This window comes from Rathayibacter sp. AY1F3 (genome assembly GCF_002931975.1).
GTDB lineage: Bacteria > Actinomycetota > Actinomycetes > Actinomycetales > Microbacteriaceae > Rathayibacter.
On record NZ_PSVF01000005.1, the window covers coordinates 1 to 18,298 of the forward strand.

Sequence of the window (18,298 nt, forward strand, 5' to 3'; positions counted from 1 at the left end):
CACCCCCTCCCCCGCGACCCCGAGCCTCTCGGAGCAGATCGCCCGCCTCGATCGGCTCGCCGTCCGCGACTGGCCCGCCGGCTTCCTCTGGGGATCCGCGACCGCCGCCGCCCAGATCGAGGGCGCCGGCCACGAGGGCGGCAAGGAGGACAGCATCTGGGACGCGTTCTCCCGCGTCCCCGGAGCGGTCGCGAAGGGCGACACCCCCGAGGTCGCGGTGGACCACTACCACCGGATGCCCGCGGACGTGCGGCTGATGAAGGAGCTGGGGCTCGGCTCCTACCGCTTCTCGGTCAGCTGGGCGCGCGTCAAGCCGGGCGACCGCGCGGTGAACCCCGAGGGCCTCGACTTCTACTCCCGCCTGGTCGACGAGCTGCTCGGCGCCGGCGTGCTGCCGTGGCTCACCCTCTACCACTGGGACCTCCCGCAGGCCGTCGAGGAGACCGGCGGCTGGGCGAACCGTGACACCGCCGAGCGCTTCCGGGACTACGCCGAGGCCGTCTACGAGAGCCTCGGCGACCGGGTGCAGCACTGGACGACGTTCAACGAGCCGTTCTGCTCGACCCTGCTCTCCTACGGCGCGGGCGTGCACGCCCCCGGCGTGATCTCGCAGCAGAAGGCGCTCGCCGCCGTGCACCACACGCACCTCGCCCACGGGCTGGCCGTCTCGACGCTCCGGCAGCTCGGAGCGCAGAACCTGGGCATCACGCTCAACCTCTCGAACGCCGTCCCCGACGACCCCGAGGACGAGGCCGACCTCGACGCCGCACGCCGCTTCGACGCGCTCCAGAACCGGATCTTCCTCGACCCGCTGCTGCGCGGCGAGTACCCCGAGGACCTGCTCGAGGACGTCGAAGGGCTCGGGCTCGACGAGCTGATCGTCGACGGCGACCTCGATCTCATCTCGCTCCCGCTCGACTTCCTCGGCGTGAACCACTACCACGACGACAACGTCTCGGCGCATCCGCTGCCGGCCGGAGCCGACGACTTCGCCCAGGCGACCGACCGCGAGATCGGCTCCCCCTGGGTCGGCTCCGAGTTCATCACCTTCCCGTCGCGCGGGCTGCCGCGCACCGCGATGGACTGGGAGGTGAACCCCGACGGGCTGCGCTACCTGCTGACCCGCCTGGGCCTGGAGTACGAGAACCTCCCTCCGCTCTACGTGACCGAGAACGGCGCCGCCTACGACGACGTCGTCGAGGACGGCCGCGTGCACGACGCGGACCGCACGCAGTACGTGCTCGACCACGTCGAGAAGGTCGCCGACGCGATCGACCAGGGCGCCGACGTCCGCGGCTACTTCGTGTGGTCCCTCCTCGACAACTACGAGTGGGCCTGGGGCTACGAGAAGCGCTTCGGCGTCGTGCGCGTCGACTACGACACGCAGGAGCGGATCGTGAAGGACTCGGGCCTGGTCTACTCCCGACTGCTCGGCGGCAGCGCCGCGGCGATCCTGGACTGACCCGTGAGCGAGCCGACGGGCGTCCGCGGCGGGGGCCGCTCCCCCACCCTCGAGATGGTCGCGGCGCGGGCCGGAGTCTCGCGCGCGACGGTCTCGCGGGTGGTCAACGGCGCCCCGCAGGTGGCGGCCGAGATCGTGGCCGCCGTCGAGAAGGCGATCGGCGAGCTCGACTACGTGCCCAATCACGCGGCGCGGATGCTCGCCTCGCGGCGCACGCAGTCGATCGCGCTGATCGTGCCGGAGTCGACCGCGCGCGTCTTCGCGGACCCGTTCTTCGCCTCGATCGTGCAGGGCGCCGCGATGCGCCTGGCCGACACGGACTACACGCTCTCGATGCTGATCGCGTCCGAGACGGACGGCGAGAAGACGCGGCGGTACCTGCTCGGCGGCAACGTCGACGGCGCGCTCGTGGTCTCGCACCACTCCGGCGACCACTCCTACGCGGCGCTCTCGGGCACGCTGCCGATCGTCTTCGGCGGCCGGCCGCTCTCGCCGGACGAGCGCGGCTCCTACTTCGTCGACGTGGACAACACGGAGGGGGCGGCCGTCGCCACCGCGCACCTGATCGAGCGCGGCCGGCGCCGGATCGCCACCATCGCGGGCCCCGCCGACATGCCGCCGGGCGTCGACCGCCTGATCGGCTGGCGCGGAGCACTCACCGACGCCGGCCTCGCCGACGACCTCGTCGAGTGGGGAGACTTCTCGCCGGCCAGCGGCACCGAGGCGATGCGCCGCCTCCTCGCCCGCGACCCCGACCTGGACGGCGTCTTCGCCGCGAACGACCAGATGGCGGTCGGCGCCTACGCCGCCCTCCGCGAGGCCGGCCGCCGGATCCCCGAGGACGTGTCCGTCGTGGGCTTCGACGACGATCTCTTCGCGCGGAACGCCGTCCCCGCGCTGACCACCGTTCGCCAGCTCCCCGACGAGCTCGGCGCCCGCATGGTGGAGCTGCTGACCGCCCGCATCGAGGGGCTCCCCGTGGAGCACCGCACGCTGATGCCGACGTCGCTGGTCGTCCGCGCCAGCAGCTGACGCCGGCCCGCGAGTACGCGGAAGTCGCGGTACTCGCTCTCGAGTACCGCGACTTCCGTGTTCTGGGCGCGCCGGCAGTCGCTCGGCCACGTTCAGCAGACCCCGTCGTGGACCCGCAAGCAGGTTAACCGCCGGTTCCGCACGAGTGCGCAGGAGTCGCGGGGGTGGCGAGCGAGGACGGCGACGTCTGAGGAGTCGAGAGGGCCCGCGTCAGAGGAAGAGCGGCGCCGGGTCGAGGGCGGCGAAGCGGCGGCGCATGACGGCGACCGCGTCGGCGTGCTCGTCGACGAGGACGAAGCGGCGGCCGAGAGCGTGCGCGACGGCGCCGGTCGTGCCGGAACCGGCGAAGAAGTCGAGGACGGCGTCGCCCTCACGGCTGGACGCCTGCACGATGCGGCGGAGGATCCCCTCCGGCTTCTGCGTCGGGTACCCGGTCTTCTCGCGGCCGGTCGGCGAGACGATCGTGTGCCACCACACGTCGGTCGGCCGCTTGCCGCGCTCGGCCTTCTCGGGGGTCACCAGGCCCGGGGCCATGTACGGTTCGCGGTCCACGGCGGCGGAGTCGAAGTGGTAGCCGCGCGGGTCCTTCACGTAGACGAGGATCGTGTCGTGCTTGGTCGGCCAGCGGCGCGTGGCCTTCGCTCCGTAGTCGTAGGCCCAGATGATCTCGTTGAGGAAGCACTCGCGGCCGAAGAGCGCGTCGAGCAGCACCTTCGCGTAGTGCGCCTCGCGGTAGTCGAGGTGGAGGTAGAGGGTGCCGTCGTCGGCGAGGAGCCGCCACGCCTCGGCCAGACGCGGCTCGAGGAACGACCAGTAGTCGTCGAAGCGGTCGTCGTAGCGGAGCAGGTCGCCGCGGATCCGCTCGTAGCTGCGCCCCTTGAAGCCGGCGATCGTGCCGGTGGTGGAGCGCACCGAGGTGGTCGAGGTGCGCACCTGCGCCCGGCCCGTGTTGAACGGCGGGTCGAGGTAGACGACGGTGAAGGCCCCGTCGGCCAGCTGCGGCAGGACCTCGAGGTTGTCGGCGTGGAACACCGCGCTCCGCGACTCCGGGACGCCGTCCGCGATCTGGATCGTCCTGGGCACCCGGCAATTGTGCCAGTGCGCGCGAGCCCGGCGACACGCTCCGCGCCTCGCGCCCGCGCTCGACGGGTGCCGGGAGGCTCCGGCGTAGAGTGGCGCGATGATCTCCGAGGTGCGCCACGACGAGGACTCGTCCCGCTACACGCTCTGGCTCGACGGCGAGACCGTCGGAGTCGCGGACTACGCCGTCCGCGGCCGCGACGTGGTCTTCCTCCACACCGAGATCGCGCCCGAGCACCGCCACGAGGGCCTCGGCGAGACCCTCGTCGAGGCGGCCCTCGACGACGCGCACGAGCGCTTCGGCGGGCGCATCGTCCCGGCCTGCCCGTTCGTCGCCGAGTTCATCGCCGATCACCCGGACTACCAGGAGCTCCTCGCGAGCTGAGGGGCTCCCGCCGGTCCGGTCCGCCGCGTTCCACTCCGGGGCCACGCGCCGGCGACCGCCGCCTCGGACCCGCGGGTCAGGGGACGCGCCGCAGCCACTCCGGAGTCGAGTACTTCGTCCGCACCAGCTCCTCCGCCGCCGCGTACTCCTCCTCGGTCAGCGTCCCCGCCTCGCCGCCGTGCAGCTGCACGAAGGTCGCCTTCATGCGCTCGATGATCTCGGCGCGGCTGAGCCCGGTCTGGCTGCGCAGCGGGTCGACGCGCTTCACGGCGGAGGCGATGCCCTTGTCCGAGAGCTTCTCGCGGCCGATCCGCAGCACCTGCACCATCTTCTCGGCGTCGATGTCGTAGCTCATGGTCACGTGATGGAGGACGGCGCCGGAGCCCAGGCGCTTCTGCGCGGCGCCGCCGATCTTGCCCGAGGGCGAGGTGATGTCGTTGAGCGGCTGGTAGACCGCGTCGATCCCGAGCGACTGCAGCGCGCTGACGGCCCACTCGTCGAGGAAGGCGTAGGAGTCGGCGAAGGTCAGCCCCTGGACGAGGTCGCCGGGGACGTAGAGCGAGTACGTGACGACGCTGCCCGCCTCCATGAACATCGCGCCGCCGCCCGAGATGCGGCGGACCACGTCGACGCCGTACTTCGCCGCGTTGTCGAGGTCGACCTCGTTGCGGAGCGACTGGAAGCTGCCGATGACGACGGCGGGCTGGTCCCACTCCCAGATCCGCAGCGTCGGCTCCCGGCGGCCCTCGCCGACCGCGGCGGTCAGCACCTCGTCGAGCGCCAGGTGGGTCGCGGGAGGGACGGCCCGGTCGTGCACGATGCGCCAGTCGTAGTCGCGCCAGCTGGTCGCCTTCTGCAGCGAGCGGCGGATCGCGACCGCGACGGCCTCGGGCGTGAAGCCGAGCAGGACCGCGTCGGCCGGGAGCGCCTGCCGGATGGCGGCGGCGATGGACTTCGCGTCCGTCTCGGCCGGGAGGCCCACGACCGCCCGGTCGATGTCGTCGAGGGCCGTGTCGGGCTCGAGGAAGAAGTCGCCCGCCAGGCGGAACCCGGCGAACCTCCCGTCGACCACGTCGAGGTCGACGACCACGAGCTTTCCGCCGGGGACCTTGTACTCGCCATGCATGACGCCAGCCTAGGCGCGAGCCGGGGCGGGGAAGCGCTCGCCCAGCCACTCCACGAGATCGGCCGTGACCTCGGCCCGGTTGAGCTCCTGGAACAGCTCGTGCCGCGCCTCCGGGTACACCCGCACCGAGACGTCCGTGTACCCGGCCCGCCGCCGGTAGGCCTGGGCGAGCGCGCGCACCGACCGCTCGCCGCCGAGGGTGTCGTCGGCGCCCACGACCAGCAGCAGGGGCAGCGGATGCTCGGGCCCGCGCTTCGGGCGGCCGACCAGCCGCAGGGTCTCGACCAGCCCGATCCGCTTCGCGAGCGGCGTGGTGAAGGTGAGGGGGTCGTCGTGGAACCGCTGCCAGACCTCCGGGTCGCGGGAGAGCCACTCGAGGCCGAGGCCGCCGGCGACGCGGTGCCGCTTCGCCAGGTCGCCCGCGTTCATGTGCCCGGGGAGGCGGTAGGCCGTGCCGCTCAGCACGAGCGCGGCGTAGGCGCCGGAGTGGCGGTCGACGATCCGCTGCGCCATGAGCGACCCCCAGGAGTGGCCGAGCAGCACGATCGGCACTCCCGGGCTCTCCTCCGCGAGCAGCTCCGTCAGCCGGAGGATCGCCGCCTCGGTCGCGCGCAGGCCGCCCGGCCCCAGCAGTCCGAGCCGGGAGGAGTCGCCGCCGTGCTGCTCGAGGCCGGTCCGGCCGTGCCCGCGGTGGTCGTCCGCCGCGACCGCGTACCCGGCGGCGACCAGCGCCTCCGCCAGCTCGATGTAGCGCCCCGAGTGCTCGCCGACCCCGTGGGCCAGCTGCACGATCGCGCGGGGCGAGGGGTGCGGCCACCAGCGGTAGTGGATGACGACGCCGGAGGCGTCCTGGAAGGTCCTGTCGACAGCGGCGCCGGTCATGGTGACCAGTGTGGCGCTCCGGCCGCTGGGCGCGAGGGACGCGATGAGAACTGAGAAGATACTCACGATCCATCGGCGGGCGCCCTGCTCGCTACGGTGCCTCGCTACCTTTTCCCTTGACGAGCGACCCCCGCGACCGTCCCCCGACCCCCTTCACGAGCGAGGCCAGCCCCTTCATGACCGTATCGCCCCTGATCTGGACCCTGACGATCGTCTTCATCGTCCTGCTCCTGCTCTTCGACTTCTTCTTCCACGTCCGGAAGGCCCACGAGCCCACGCTGAAGGAGTCGTCGATCTGGTCGGCGCTCTACGTCGGCATCGCCGTGCTCTTCGGGCTCGGCGTCCTCGTCTTCGGCGGAGCGACGCCCGGATCGGAGTACTTCGCGGGGTACATCACCGAGAAGGCCCTCTCGGTCGACAACCTGTTCGTCTTCCTCATCATCATGGCGAGCTTCAAGGTGCCCCGCGCCGACCAGCAGAAGGTGCTCCTCTTCGGCATCGTCTTCGCACTGATCGCCCGCACCGGCTTCATCTTCCTCGGCGCCGCACTGATCAACTCGTTCGCCTGGGTCTTCTACATCTTCGGCCTGATCCTGCTGCTGACCGCGTTCAACCTGGTCAAGCCGGGCGACGACCACTCCAGCGACAACGTGATGGTGCGCCTGGCCAAGCGGATCTTCAAGACGAGCGACCAGTACGACGGCGACAAGTTCTACACGCACATCGACGGCAAGAAGGTCCTCACGCCGATGATCCTCGTCATGGCGGCGATCGGCGGAACGGACATCCTGTTCGCCCTCGACAGCGTGCCGGCGATCTTCGGCCTCACCAGCGACGTGTACCTCGTCTTCACGGCGACCGCGTTCTCGCTGCTGGGCCTGCGCCAGCTGTACTTCCTCATCGACGGGCTGCTCGACCGCCTCGTCTACCTCAGCATCGGCCTCGCCGCGATCCTCGCCTTCATCGGCGTGAAGCTGATCCTGCACGCGCTCCACGAGAACAACCTGCCGTTCATCAACAACGGCGAGCACGTGGAGGTCTTCGAGATCGGCACCGGACTGTCGCTCTCGGTCATCATCGGCGTCCTCGTGATCACGGTGATCGCCTCCCTCGTCAGCCCCAAGGGCCGCCGCATGGCCGCCGAGGCCGCCGAGCGCCGCCGCGTGGCCGAGGCCGCGGGCGCGGACGTCGACGCGACGCACTGAGTCGTCTCGTGCGCCGCGAAGCGGCGCACCGCAGTCGGCTCTCCTAGGCGGTCGGTTTCCCGAGAGCGGGTCCCGACCGCCTAGAACGATCCGCTGACACGCGGATCGCTCGTTCGACGGGCCGTCTCGTGCGCCGCAGGGCGGCGCACCGCAGTCGGCTCCCACGGGCGGTCGGGTTCCCGAGAGCGGTTCCCGACCGCCTACGACGATCCGCTGACACGCGGATCCCCCGTTCGGCTCGACCGAGCACCGCACGCCGGTGCTCCGCAGTCAGCTCCCCTAGGCGCTCAGGTCCCCGAGAGCGGGTCCCGACCGCCGAGAACGTCCCGCCGGCTCGATAGCGGACTCCGCTCGCGGAGGGTCAGCGGGCGCGGTAGCGGTGCTCCGGGCGGCCGGTGGTGCCGTAGCTGAGGGTCATCTCGACGAGGCCGCGGCCCGCGAGACCCGAGAGGTAGCGCTGGGCGGTGGCGCGCGAGATGCCGGCGCGCTCGGCCACCTCGAGGGCCGACAGCTCGGCGCTCGACTCGGCCAGGCGCGCCAGGACGAGCTGCTCGGTCGCCGAGCGCGAGGGCTGCGCGGCGGTCGCGTCGCCCGAGTGGAGGATGCGCAGCGCCCGCTCCACCGCCTCCTGATCGGCCGCGCGGTCCTCCCGCAGCACGTTCCGGAACCGCACGTACGCGTCGAGGCGCTCGCCGAGCAGGCGCGCCTCGAACGGCTTGATGAGGTACCCGAGCGCCCCCGCGTGCAGGGCGCGCCGCACCGTCGCCCCGTCGGAGGCGGCGCTGACGACGAACGCGTCGGTGTCGAGCTCGCGGAGCAGCGCGATCCCGCTCTGGTCCGGCAGGTGCACGTCGAGCAGGAGCAGATCGGGCGCGTGCTCGGCGACGGCCGCCCGCGCCGCGCGCGCCGTGTGCACCGGAGGAAGGGCCGTCAGCCCCTGCCGCGCCTCGACCAGGTCCGCGTGCAGCTGCGCGACCCGGAAGTCGTCGTCGACCACCAGCACCGTGCGCTCCCGCGCCGTGTCCGCGCTCATGACCGGTCCCCGTCCTGCTCCGGCGGCAGCACCGCTCCGGGGAGGCGCGCGCACAGCACGGCCCCCGACTCCGCTCCGCCGGGGTCCGCCAGCCAGACCTCGCCGCCGCGCCGGGCGGCCACCTCGCGGCACAGCGGCAGGCCGAAGCCCCGGCCGTGCACGCGACCGTCGTCCTCGACGGGGTCGCCCGCGCCGCCCCGGTCGAACAGCGAGTCCGGATCGAGCACTCCGTCGCCCGAGTCGGCGACCGTCACGAAGAGCGCGTCGCCGTCGTCGAGCAGCTCGACCTCGACGAAGCGCACGTCGCGCCGCCCCTCGACCGCCGCGCGCACCGCGTTGTCCACCAGGTTCCCGACCACCGTCGCGACGTCCTCCGGCTCGACGACGGTGCCGCGCACCAGCGTCTCCTCGCCGAGCGTCAGCAGCACGCCGCGCTCGGCCGCCTCGATCCCCTTCGCCCCGACGAGCGCCTGGAGGTACGGCTCCTGCAGCCGGTCGGCGTGCTGCACCGGGTACTTGAGCGGGCCGCGGGTCAGCACCTCGTCGAGGTAGTCGCGCGCCGACGCGGTCCGCCCCGCATCCAGCAGGCCCGCGACCACGTGCAGGCGGTTGGCGAACTCGTGCCGCTGCACCCGGAGCGCGTTGGTCATCGCGCCGACCGCGTCGAGGCGCCGGCTCAGCGCGGCGAGGTCGGTGCGGTCGCGCAGCACCACCACCACGCCCAGGTCGCGGTCGCCGCGGGTCACCCGGCGGATGTCGACGTAGACGATGCGGGAGCGGACGACGAAGCCCTCCTCGCCTCCGGGGCGGGGCGGCTCGACGGAGTCCAGCGCGGCGCCGATCGCGTCGGCCAGCGGAACGGGCAGGTCGAGCTCCGCGAGCGGCCGCCCGTGCAGCGCCCGCCCGGTCGGATCGTCGGAGCCGAGGATCGCGGCGGCCCGCGCATTGCAGACGCCGACGCGCCCGTCGCGGTCGAGCGCGAGCACGCCCTCGTCGACTCCGTCGAGCACGGCGGCCTGGTCCTGCACGAGCGAGGTGAGCTCCTCCGGGGCGAGGCCGAGCGTCAGGCGCAGCAGGCGGCGGCGGATGAAGACGGAGGCGACGGCGGCGAGCACCAGCCCGGCGAGCGCCGCGGCGAGGACGCCGAGCAGCGCGGTCGGCAGGTCGGTGAAGACGCTGGAGCGCGCGAAGCCGATGCTGACCTCGCCGACGACCCGCTGCTCCCCCGCGGCGAAGACCGGGACCTTGGCCCGTGCCGACTCGCCCAGCGTGCCGGTGCCCCACGAGACGCTCTCGCGCCCGGCGAGCGCCTCGTCGGGGCTCGTCGAGACCCGCTCGCCGAGGCGGTCCTCGTCGGGGTGGGCGAGGCGGATGCCCTGGTCGTCGGTGATCACGACGAAGAGCGCGCCGGTGCGCTGCTCGACGGCGGCGGCGACGTCCTCGAGCGGTCCGCCGCGCAGCTCCGAGGCGGCGGGCGCGCCGGGCACCGCGGAGGACGCGGCGACCGCGTCCTGCACGTCGGGGTCCTCGGCGACGGTGCGGGCGATGGCGAGCGCCGTCCCCTCCGCCTCGCCGCGCAGCTGCTGGACGCTGAGCGCGGTGACGAGGCCGGCGCAGACCAGCACGGCGGCCGACACCGTGGCGAGCTGCAGGACCAGGACGTGGGTCGCGAAGCGCATCGGGGCCTCCTCGCCGTCGTCGTGCGCAGAATGCGCAGAAGCCACACTATGCGCAGATGTCGCCGTAATGAGCGATACCCCGGCGCCGGACGCGGAGCTGCCTAGGGTTTCCACCATCTCCCGGCCGGCTCTCCCGCCGAGCGCGGGCGGAGGCACTGGACGAAGGAGTCAGCTGTGTTGGTAGTACTCGGTTTCACCATGATCCTGGCCTTCATGGCCCTGATCATGACCAAGCGGCTGACGCCGATGGTCGCCCTGATCGTCGTGCCGACGATCTTCGGCCTCTTCGCGGGCGCAGGCCTCGGCATCGGCGACATGGTCCTCGAGGCCATCGGCAGCCTCGCGCCCACAGCCGCGCTGCTGATGTTCGCGATCATGTACTTCGGGATCATGATCGACGTCGGGCTCTTCGACCCGCTGATCCGCTTCATCGTCCGCGCGCTCGGCGACGACCCGGCGAAGGTCGTGCTCGGCACGGCGCTGCTCGCCGGCGCGGTCTCGCTCGACGGCGACGGCTCGACCACCTTCATCGTCACCACCGCCGCGATGCTCCCGATCTACCTGCGCCTCGGGATGAACCCGGTCGTGCTGACCTGCGTCGCGGGCCTGGCCAACGGCACGCTCAACATCGTCCCCTGGGGTGGACCGACGGTGCGCGCCGCCGCGGCCCTCCAGGTCTCGCCGAGCGAGATCTTCGTGCCGATGCTCCCGTCGCTCGCGGTGGGCCTGGCCGTCACTCTCGTCTTCGCCTGGTTCCTCGGGCTCGGCGAGCGCCGCCGCCTCGGCTCGCTCGCGCTGGCCGAGCCGATGCTCGAGCAGGAGCTCGTCGGCGCCGGCCGCGGCTCCTCCTCCCGCTCGGGCGGCGCCCGCACCGGCGGCCTCGCGGCCCTGACCGGGGGCATCCGCACCGTCGCCCGGGAGCGCTTCTCCTTCCTCCGCGGTCCCCAGGCCCTGCGCGGAGCCCAGGTGGCGGTCGCCGCCCGCGTGCAGGCCGACGACGCCGACACCGCGATGGCCGACACGATGCTCGACCCGGAGCGCGAGACGCTGCGCCCGAAGCTGATCTGGGTGAACCTGGTCCTGACCCTCGCGGTGATGACGCTGCTGGTCGCCGACATCCTGCCGCTGCCCTACGTGTTCATGGTCGGCTCCGCGGTCGCCCTGCTGATCAACTTCCCGAAGATGAAGGACCAGGCGGCCGAGATCGTCAAGCACGCGCCGAGCATCGTGGGCGTCGTGTCGATGGTGCTGGCGGCCGGCGTGCTGATCGGCGTCCTCAACGGCACCGGCATGGTCGACGCCATGGCGGAGTGGGTCGTCGCGGTGATCCCGCCGGCGCTCGGCCCGTTCCTCGCCGTGATCACCGGCGTGCTCAGCATCCCGATGACCTTCTTCATGTCGAACGACGCGTTCTACTACGGCATCCTCCCCGTGCTCTCCGAGAGCGCGGCGAACTACGGCATCTCGCCGGTCGAGATGGCGCGCGCCTCGATCACCGGGCAGCCGGTGCACCTCCAGAGCCCGCTGGTCCCGGCGATCCTCCTGCTCGTCTCCCTCGCCGCGGTGAACCTCGGCGACCACCACCGCAAGGTGCTGTGGCGAGCGGTCGTCGTCTCGCTGGTCATGCTCGCCGTCGGCGTGCTGGTCGGCTCGATCCCCTTCGGCTGAGCCAGGCGAAGCCGAGCGCCGGAGCGCGAGCGATCGGAACGAGGACGGGACCTTCTGCTGCGGCGGGGGTCCCGTCCTCGTTCCGCGGCTCGGTCCCGCAGCCCGCGCTAGCGCAGCAGCGGCGCCAGGTTCTCGGTCCAGACGTCGGAGCCGACCTTGAGAATGAGGGCGCCGACCACGACGAGGAACGCGACCCGGATGAAGCGGCTGCCACGAGCGACGGCCATCCGCGAGCCGAGGTACGCGCCCGCCACGTTGGCGGCGCCCATCAGGAGGCCCAGCAGCCAGATCACGTGCCCGCTCGGCACGAAGTAGAGCAGGGCGCCGAGGTTGGTCGCGACGTTGACGATCTTCGCCTTGGCGCTGGCGAGCAGGAAGTCGTAGCCCAGCGCGGTGATCAGGGCGATGATCAGGAAGGTCCCGGTGCCCGGTCCGATCAGGCCGTCGTAGAAGCCGATCAGGAGTCCCAGCACGGCCGCCGTGACGAGGTGGCGCCGGCCCGCGTGCTTGAGCACCGTGACGCTGCCCAGTGCCGGGCGGGCGATCGTCACGACGGCGACCACGATCAGCGCGACGACGATGATCGGCTTGAACACCGCGGCCGGGAGGAGGCCGGCGAGCGTCGCGCCTCCGTAGCTGCCCGCGAGGGCGACCGCCGCCATCGGCAGTGCGGTGCGCAGATCGGGCTTCGCGCGCCGGTAGTAGGTGATCGCGCTGGTGGTCGTGCCGAAGATCGAGGCCAGCTTGTTCGTGGCGAGCGCCTGCACGGGCGAGATCCCCGGCACGAGGAGCAGGGCGGGGAGCTGGAGGAGTCCGCCGCCGCCCACGACCGCGTCGATCCAGCCGGCCGCGAAGGCGGCGAGGATCATCAGCGCGAGGACGGGGAGTCCGAGATCCTCTGTGAAGGTCAGCATCGGTCGGAAGCGTACGCGAGCACCGCGACCCCCTCGACCTCGGGGGCCGGGCCGCCCTAGGGTCGGCGGCATGCGATTCGGACTCTTCATCCCCCAGGGCTGGCGCCACGACCTCGTCGGCGTCCCGGCCGCCGACCAGTGGCGCACCATGAGCGACCTCGCCCGGCACGCCGACGACGGCGCCTGGGAGTCGATCTGGGTCTACGACCACTTCCACACCGTCCCGCAGGTGACGGAGGAGGCGACGCACGAGGCGTGGTCGCTGATGAGCGCGTTCGGCGCCACCACGTCGCGCGTGCGGCTGGGCCAGATGTGCACCTGCATGGGCTACCGGAACCCCGCCTACCTCGCCAAGGTCGCGACGACCGTCGACATCGTCTCGGGCGGGCGGGTCGAGATGGGCATCGGCGGCGGCTGGTACGAGCACGAGTGGCGCGCGTACGGCTACGGCTTCCCGCCGATCGCCGAGCGGCTGGGCCGGCTCGACGAAGGCGTGCAGATCCTGCAGCAGGCCTGGACGACCGGGTCCGCGACCCTCGACGGCCGCTACTACCAGGTGGACGGCGCGCAGAACCGACCGCTGCCCCTGCAGGAGGGCGGCATCCCGCTGTGGGTCGCCGGCGGCGGCGAGAAGGTCACGCTGCGGATCGCGGCCCAGTACGCGCAGTACACGAACTTCGCCGGGACCCCGGAGGCGTTCGACCACAAGAGCTCGGTCCTCCGCGGGCACTGCGAGCGCCTGGGCACCGACTTCTCGGCGATCACCCGGAGCTCGAACTACAACGTCGTGATCGGCGAGACGGAGGCGGAGGTCGAGGCGGCGCTGCAGCGTCTCGAGGAGCGCGTGGTCCCGTACCTCGGCGCGGAGGGAGCGGCGTCCTTCGTCGCCGAGTACCGCAGCCCCGACGCGCTCGCGGTCGGCACTCCCTCGCAGATCGTCGACCGGCTCGCCGGCATGCAGTCGCGCGGGATGGACTACGGCATCCTCTACTTCCCGGACGCCGCCTACGACCGGTCCGGCATCGAGCTGTTCGAGCGCGAGGTGCTGCCGGCGCTCTCCTGAGCGCGGAGCGGCGGGGGCTCCTACGCCTCCCGCCCCCCGCCCGCAAGTCCTTGGGGCGCCCCGGCCCCGCGCCTACGGTCGGAGCATGGACGCACAGGACATCCGCTGGAACGACGAAGCCCGCGACAAGATCCTCGAGGACTCGGACAGGGTCCTCCGCGAGGCGGTGCTCGACCTCGCGACGAGCAAGAAGGGCGAGCCCTGGGAGGACGTGTTCGCCGAGCTGAACGCGCGCCTCAAGGACCGCTTCATCGACTTCGAGCCCGGCCCGGACCTCCGCAAGTACGCCGAGGCCGTCTCCGCCGGGGAGATCGAGACCGGCTCGTGAGCGAGCACGACCGCGACGCCGCGCTCGAGGACGAGATCACCTCGATCCACGCCCTCGGCGAGGGCCGCGTCGGCGAGACGGCCGGCCCGAAGGACGAGGACCACGAGCTCTCGCCCGAGCAGGACGCCCGCATCGAGTCCGAGCTGAAGAGCCGGAACGGCGAGAGCTGATCCCCCCGGTACGCGGAAGGCCCGCTCCCCCTCGAGGGAGCGGGCCTTCCGCGTGAGTCGCGACTACGCCGAGAGGGGCTCGTAGTCGGTGTAGCCCTCGGCTCCTCCGCCGTAGACCGTCTCCTGGACGACCTCGTTCTCGGGGTGCCCGCCCTGCCAGCGCTCGACCAGGTCGGGGTTGGCGATCGCCGGGCGGCCGACGGCCACGGCGTCGGCGTGGCCCTCGCTGATCAGCTCGGTCGCCTCCTCGCGGCTGGTCGGCGAGCCGAAGCCGCTGTTGGCGATGAAGACGCCGTCGAAGCGCGAGCGGAGGTCCTGGACCAGCTCGCCGGCGGGCTCGGCGTGCAGGACGCTGAGGTAGGCCAGGCCGAGCGGGGCGAGACCGTCGACGACGGCCTCGTAGGTGGCGCGCACGTCGTCGGCGTCGGTCTCGACGACGTCCTGGATGTTGTGGGCCGGCGAGAGGCGGATGCCGACGCGGCCCGCTCCGACCTCGTCGACGATCGCGCGGGTGACCTCGAGCGGGAACGCGGCGCGCTCGGCCGGGGTCCCGCCGTACTGGTCGGTGCGCACGTTGGAGACGGGCGAGAGGAACTCGTGCAGCAGGTAGCCGTTGGCGCCGTGCACCTCGACTCCGTCGAAGCCGGCGTCGATCGCGCGGCGGGCGGCGGCGACGAACTCGTCGCGGACGGTCGCCAGCTCCTCGGTGGTCAGCGCGTGCGGCACCGGGAAGGGCTTCTTGCCGGAGGGGGTGTGCACCTCTCCGTCGATGGCGACGGCGCTCGGGGCGACGATGCGGTCGGTGCCGGTGATCTCGGTGTGCGAGACGCGGCCCGCGTTCATCAGCTGCATGACGATGCGTCCGCCCGCGGCGTGCACGGCGTCGGCGACGGCGCGCCAGCCCGCGGCCTGCGCGTCGGTCTCGATGCCGGGCTGCCCGGCGTAGCCCTTGGACTCGGCGCTGGGGAAGACGCCCTCGCTGATCAGCAGGCCCATGCTCGCGCGCTGGGCGTAGTACTCGGCGACGATCGCGCCGGGCACGCCCTGCTCGTCGGAGCGCAGTCGCGTCATCGGTGCCAGGACGATGCGGTTGGGGAGGTCGAGGTCGCCGGCGGTGAGGGGGGAGAACGGATCCACGGGATCGCCTTTCTACGGAGCTGTCTCAGGGTTCTGCCCTGAGGGGGGAGGCACGTGCACCTGCGGCGCACTCCGGGCGGCAACCGCGAGCGGAGCACGGTCATTCCTCCTCCCGGCGTTCTCCCATCCCCCGCGCCCCGGGCACGCGGTCGACGGCCTGCCGCCTCCCGACTCCTGCTCGGACACCCGGGCTGTCTACACTCGGGAGGCGACGACGAAGGAGTGTGCGCGATGCCGGCGAGACCCCACCACCCCGTGAGCTCCCGGCTGCTGCCGGCGCTCGGGGCCCTCCTGATCGCCGCGGTCCTCGCGCTGGTCCCCGCGACCGCGGCGACGGCCGAATCGCCCGTCTCCTTCTCCTCCTCCACCGTCCTCGACTCGGTCGGAGTGCTGAGCTCCGGAGAGACCACCGAGATCGAGCAGGCCTCGCGGGCCCTCTACGACCAGCACCGCGTGCAGCTGTTCGTCGCCTTCGTCGACTCCTTCACGGATCCGTCCGACCGCGCCGCGTGGGCGGACGAGACCGCGACCCGCAACGGACTGGGCACCGACGACGTCCTCCTGGCCGTCGCGGTCGACGCCCGCCAGTACCAGGTGTCGGTCGCGCAGGGCTTCGCCCTCGACGACGCGCAGGTCTCCTCGCTCCAGTCCGACGACATCGAGCCGAGGCTCGCCGACGGCGACTGGGCCGGAGCCGCGGTGGCCGCCGCCGACGGGATCGGACAGCGCCTCGACGCGCCCAGCGCCGGCGAGTCCCTCGGCTCGGGGCTGCTGATCGCGCTCGGCGTGCTCGCGGCCCTCGTCGTGATCGGCCTCGTGGTGCTGCTGCTCGTCCGCCGCGCGCGGAAGCGCCGCGCCCAGGAGGCGGTGGAGGCCTCGATCGACGAGCTCGCCACGCGTGCCGGATCGGCCCTCGTCCACGCCGACGACGCCGTCCGCACCAGCGAGCAGGAGGTCGGCTTCGCGGAGGCGCAGTTCGGCGCCGACGCGACCGGCGCGTTCCGCGAGGCGCTCGTCACCGCGAAGCGCCTGCTCGGCGAGGCCTTCACCCTGCAGCAGCGTCTCGACGACGCCGAGCCGGAGACCGATCAGGAGCGCCGCGACGGCTACCAGCGCATCCTCCAGCTCTGCGCCGACGCCGAGCAGACGCTCGACGAGCGCGCGAGTGCGTTCGAGGAGCTGCGCGACCTCGAGAAGAACGCGCCGCAGGTCGCCGCCGCGCTCTCGGCTCGCGCCGCCGAGGTCGGCGACCGCCTCCCCTCGGCCCGCGCCCGCCTCGCCGAGCTCGCCTCCCGCTACGCGCCGACCGCGATCGACGACGTGGGCGACGACGCCGACCAGGCCGAGGACCGCCTCCGCTTCACCCGCGACCAGCTCGCCGGCGCCCAGCAGGCGCTGCAGGCCGGCGACTCCGGCCGCGCCGCCGTGCTGCTGCGCGCCGGGCAGCAGGCCGCCGAGCAGGCCTCCGGGCTCGTCGACGCGGTGGCGACGCGCGGCGACGAGCTGCAGAAGGCGGAGGCGTCGCTCGCCGGCCGCATCGCCGAGATCCGCGCCGACGTGGCGCAGGGACGAGCGCTCGCCGCCTCCCCGGACGCGGAGTCCGCCGCCCAGGCGCAGAACGTCGCCGCGGCGGTCGCCTCGACCGAGGCCGCCCTCGACGACGTCGAGCGCGCCGCCTCCGTGCGGCCGAACGACCCGCTCGCCCTGCTCGAGGCGCTCACCGCCGCCGACGCCACGATCGACGCCGCCGTCGGCGGGTTCCGCGACGCGCAGGCCCAGCGCGAGCGCGAGCGGGCCGCCCTCGGCGCCGAGCTCACCTCCGCCCGCAGCCGCGTCTCGGCCGCGGAGGACTTCATCGCGGCCCGCCGCGGCGCGGTCGGCTCGGAGGCGCGCACCCGCGTCGCCGAGGCCGCCCGCTCGGCCGAGTACGCCGAGCGCATCGCCGCCACCGACCCCCGCGAGGCTCTCGCCTCCGCCCAGCGCGCCTCGCAGCTCGCTCAGCAGGCGCTCGAGCGGGCACGGGCCGACGCCGGCGCCTACTCCGCCCCGAACGCCGTCGGCAGCCCCTACGGAGGCGACACGACCGGCGCGTTCCTCGGCGGGATCCTGGTCGAGTCGCTCCTGGGAGGCGGACGCCGCAGCGGCTACCGCTCGGGCGGCTTCGGCGGAGGCGGGTTCAGCGGCGGCTTCGGCGGAGGCGGCTCGTCCCGGCGCTCCGGCGGCGGCGGCTTCGGCGGCGGGCGCAGCAGCGGCGGAGGCGGACGCCGCGGCGGCGGCGGGCGCTTCTGAGCGCCCCTGGGCATCCGCGCACGACCGACGACCACCACCTCCCCCCACGACTCCGGCACCACCTCCGACATCCGGCACCATCCACGACGCAAGGAGAGACACCCATGGCTCAGAGACAGTCGATCTTCGGCCGCATCGCGCAGCTCGCGAAGGCCAACATCAACGCGCTCCTCGACCAGGCCGAGGACCCGCAGAAGATGCTCGACCAGATGGTCCGCGACTACACCGACAGCATCCGCGACGCCGAGGCGGCGATCGCCACCACGATCGGCAACCTGCGCCTGCTCGAGGACGACTACCGCGAGGACGTGCAGAACGCCCAGGAGTGGGGCGGCAAGGCCCTCGCCGCGAGCCGCAAGGCCGACGAGCTGCGCACCGGCGGGAGCGCCGGCGACGCCGACAAGTTCGACGCGCTGGCCAAGGTCGCTCTGCAGCGCCAGATCCAGTCCGAGAAGGAGGCGAAGGACGCCGAGCCGACCATCGCCTCGCAGACCGAGGTCGTCGACAAGCTCAAGTCGGGCCTGAACCAGATGCGCGAGAAGCTGCAGCAGCTCTCGAGCAAGCGCGACGAGCTGATCGCGCGCTCGAAGACCGTCGAGGCGCAGAGCCAGGTCCAGGACGCCGTGAAGAGCATCGACCTGATGGACCCGACGAGCGAGGTGAGCCGCTTCGAGCAGAAGATCCGCCGCGAGGAGGCGCGCGTCCGCGGCGCGGAGGAGCTCGCCTCCTCGAGCCTGGACGCGCAGTTCGAGTCGCTCGAGGACCTCGGTGAGATGACCGAGGTGGAGGCGCGCCTCGCCGCGCTCAAGTCCGGCCGCCCGCAGGACTCGATCGGCTCCTGAGCC

The 18,298-nt window shown here is 72.8% G+C and carries 17 protein-coding genes; 10 read left to right on the plus strand and 7 right to left on the minus strand.

Features of this window, described 5'->3' with window-relative positions; genetic code table 11:
- Positions 1 to 37 precede the first annotated feature (37 nt).
- Positions 38 to 1,462: a GH1 family beta-glucosidase gene (locus C5C39_RS04735; protein ID WP_104352841.1), complete on the plus strand. Its 1,425-nt coding sequence runs from the start codon at positions 38 to 40 to the stop codon at positions 1,460 to 1,462.
- 54 nt (positions 1,463 to 1,516) lie between these two features.
- Complete coding sequence (locus tag C5C39_RS04740; protein ID WP_104225165.1) at positions 1,517 to 2,494, plus strand: LacI family DNA-binding transcriptional regulator; 978 nt, start codon at positions 1,517 to 1,519, stop codon at positions 2,492 to 2,494.
- 210 nt (positions 2,495 to 2,704) lie between these two features.
- On the opposite strand, the gene C5C39_RS04745 is transcribed toward C5C39_RS04740, so the two are convergent.
- A complete protein-coding gene (locus C5C39_RS04745) occupies positions 2,705 to 3,577 on the minus strand; it encodes a site-specific DNA-methyltransferase (RefSeq protein ID WP_104225160.1) in 873 nt (290 codons plus the stop codon).
- 97 nt (positions 3,578 to 3,674) lie between these two features.
- Between C5C39_RS04745 and C5C39_RS04750 the strand changes: the two genes are divergently transcribed.
- Positions 3,675 to 3,959, plus strand: coding sequence for a GNAT family N-acetyltransferase (locus C5C39_RS04750; RefSeq protein WP_104238619.1), 285 nt, complete (start codon positions 3,675 to 3,677; stop codon positions 3,957 to 3,959).
- A 76-nt stretch (positions 3,960 to 4,035) separates the two neighbouring features.
- On the opposite strand, the gene C5C39_RS04755 is transcribed toward C5C39_RS04750, so the two are convergent.
- Positions 4,036 to 5,085, minus strand: coding sequence for a biotin/lipoate A/B protein ligase family protein (locus C5C39_RS04755; RefSeq protein ID WP_104225162.1), 1,050 nt, complete (start codon positions 5,083 to 5,085; stop codon positions 4,036 to 4,038).
- A 9-nt stretch (positions 5,086 to 5,094) separates the two neighbouring features.
- Complete coding sequence (locus tag C5C39_RS04760; RefSeq protein WP_104352792.1) at positions 5,095 to 5,967, minus strand: alpha/beta fold hydrolase; 873 nt, start codon at positions 5,965 to 5,967, stop codon at positions 5,095 to 5,097.
- A gap of 176 nt (positions 5,968 to 6,143) precedes the next feature.
- On the opposite strand from C5C39_RS04760, the gene C5C39_RS04765 reads away from it, so the two are divergent.
- Complete coding sequence (locus C5C39_RS04765) at positions 6,144 to 7,172, plus strand: TerC family protein (protein ID WP_104223866.1); 1,029 nt, start codon at positions 6,144 to 6,146, stop codon at positions 7,170 to 7,172.
- Between the two features lie 361 nt (positions 7,173 to 7,533).
- Here the strand turns inward: C5C39_RS04765 and C5C39_RS04770 are convergent, their stop codons facing one another.
- Together C5C39_RS04770 and C5C39_RS04775 are read right to left on the minus strand one after the other, a co-directional pair.
- Positions 7,534 to 8,205, minus strand: coding sequence for a response regulator (locus C5C39_RS04770; protein ID WP_104352793.1), 672 nt, complete (start codon positions 8,203 to 8,205; stop codon positions 7,534 to 7,536).
- Entirely contained in the window at positions 8,202 to 9,884 is a 1,683-nt protein-coding gene (locus C5C39_RS04775) for a sensor histidine kinase (RefSeq protein ID WP_104352794.1), read from the minus strand. The genes C5C39_RS04770 and C5C39_RS04775 overlap by 4 nt, the downstream gene beginning before the upstream one ends.
- Before the next feature lie 198 nt (positions 9,885 to 10,082).
- On the opposite strand from C5C39_RS04775, the gene C5C39_RS04780 reads away from it, so the two are divergent.
- Complete coding sequence (locus tag C5C39_RS04780; protein WP_104233156.1) at positions 10,083 to 11,552, plus strand: CitMHS family transporter; 1,470 nt, start codon at positions 10,083 to 10,085, stop codon at positions 11,550 to 11,552.
- A gap of 107 nt (positions 11,553 to 11,659) precedes the next feature.
- Here the strand turns inward: C5C39_RS04780 and C5C39_RS04785 are convergent, their stop codons facing one another.
- Positions 11,660 to 12,466 carry a TSUP family transporter gene (locus C5C39_RS04785; RefSeq protein WP_104352795.1) on the minus strand — a complete coding sequence of 269 codons (807 nt, stop codon included), beginning with the start codon at positions 12,464 to 12,466 and terminating at the stop codon, positions 11,660 to 11,662.
- A 70-nt stretch (positions 12,467 to 12,536) separates the two neighbouring features.
- Between C5C39_RS04785 and C5C39_RS04790 the strand changes: the two genes are divergently transcribed.
- The 3 genes from C5C39_RS04790 (at position 12,537) to C5C39_RS17395 (ending at position 14,027) form a co-directional block, all read left to right on the plus strand.
- A complete protein-coding gene (locus C5C39_RS04790; RefSeq protein WP_104223861.1) occupies positions 12,537 to 13,529 on the plus strand; it encodes an LLM class F420-dependent oxidoreductase in 993 nt (330 codons plus the stop codon).
- 85 nt (positions 13,530 to 13,614) lie between these two features.
- Positions 13,615 to 13,857, plus strand: a complete 243-nt coding sequence (locus tag C5C39_RS04795) for a hypothetical protein (protein ID WP_068251275.1) — start codon at positions 13,615 to 13,617, stop codon at positions 13,855 to 13,857.
- A complete protein-coding gene (locus C5C39_RS17395) occupies positions 13,854 to 14,027 on the plus strand; it encodes a hypothetical protein (protein ID WP_181136319.1) in 174 nt (57 codons plus the stop codon). The genes C5C39_RS04795 and C5C39_RS17395 overlap by 4 nt, the downstream gene beginning before the upstream one ends.
- A 63-nt stretch (positions 14,028 to 14,090) precedes the next feature.
- Here C5C39_RS17395 and C5C39_RS04800 read toward each other — a convergent pair whose 3' ends face one another.
- Complete coding sequence (locus C5C39_RS04800) at positions 14,091 to 15,164, minus strand: alkene reductase (RefSeq protein WP_104238614.1); 1,074 nt, start codon at positions 15,162 to 15,164, stop codon at positions 14,091 to 14,093.
- Positions 15,165 to 15,395: 231 nt separating this feature from the next.
- On the opposite strand from C5C39_RS04800, the gene C5C39_RS04805 reads away from it, so the two are divergent.
- Together C5C39_RS04805 and C5C39_RS04810 are read left to right on the plus strand one after the other, a co-directional pair.
- On the plus strand, positions 15,396 to 17,453 hold the full coding sequence (locus C5C39_RS04805) for a TPM domain-containing protein (RefSeq protein ID WP_104352796.1): 2,058 nt from the start codon (positions 15,396 to 15,398) through the stop codon (positions 17,451 to 17,453).
- Positions 17,454 to 17,557: 104 nt separating this feature from the next.
- On the plus strand, positions 17,558 to 18,295 hold the full coding sequence (locus tag C5C39_RS04810; RefSeq protein WP_104223858.1) for a PspA/IM30 family protein: 738 nt from the start codon (positions 17,558 to 17,560) through the stop codon (positions 18,293 to 18,295).
- Positions 18,296 to 18,298: the final 3 nt, after the last annotated feature.

Coding starts and splice junctions, on each gene's coding strand:
- C5C39_RS04740 (WP_104225165.1), top strand. CDS start 1,517: ATGGTCGCGGCGCGGGCCGGAGTCTCGCGCGCGACGGTCTCGCGGGTG.
- C5C39_RS04750 (WP_104238619.1), top strand. CDS start 3,675: ATGATCTCCGAGGTGCGCCACGACGAGGACTCGTCCCGCTACACGCTC.
- C5C39_RS04755 (WP_104225162.1), bottom strand. CDS start 5,085: ATGCATGGCGAGTACAAGGTCCCCGGCGGAAAGCTCGTGGTCGTCGAC.
- C5C39_RS04760 (WP_104352792.1), bottom strand. CDS start 5,967: ATGACCGGCGCCGCTGTCGACAGGACCTTCCAGGACGCCTCCGGCGTC.
- C5C39_RS04765 (WP_104223866.1), top strand. CDS start 6,144: ATGACCGTATCGCCCCTGATCTGGACCCTGACGATCGTCTTCATCGTC.
- C5C39_RS04770 (WP_104352793.1), bottom strand. CDS start 8,205: ATGAGCGCGGACACGGCGCGGGAGCGCACGGTGCTGGTGGTCGACGAC.
- C5C39_RS04775 (WP_104352794.1), bottom strand. CDS start 9,884: ATGCGCTTCGCGACCCACGTCCTGGTCCTGCAGCTCGCCACGGTGTCG.
- C5C39_RS04780 (WP_104233156.1), top strand. CDS start 10,083: ATGATCCTGGCCTTCATGGCCCTGATCATGACCAAGCGGCTGACGCCG.
- C5C39_RS04785 (WP_104352795.1), bottom strand. CDS start 12,466: ATGCTGACCTTCACAGAGGATCTCGGACTCCCCGTCCTCGCGCTGATG.
- C5C39_RS04790 (WP_104223861.1), top strand. CDS start 12,537: ATGCGATTCGGACTCTTCATCCCCCAGGGCTGGCGCCACGACCTCGTC.
- C5C39_RS04795 (WP_068251275.1), top strand. CDS start 13,615: ATGGACGCACAGGACATCCGCTGGAACGACGAAGCCCGCGACAAGATC.
- C5C39_RS04805 (WP_104352796.1), top strand. CDS start 15,396: ATGCCGGCGAGACCCCACCACCCCGTGAGCTCCCGGCTGCTGCCGGCG.
- C5C39_RS04810 (WP_104223858.1), top strand. CDS start 17,558: ATGGCTCAGAGACAGTCGATCTTCGGCCGCATCGCGCAGCTCGCGAAG.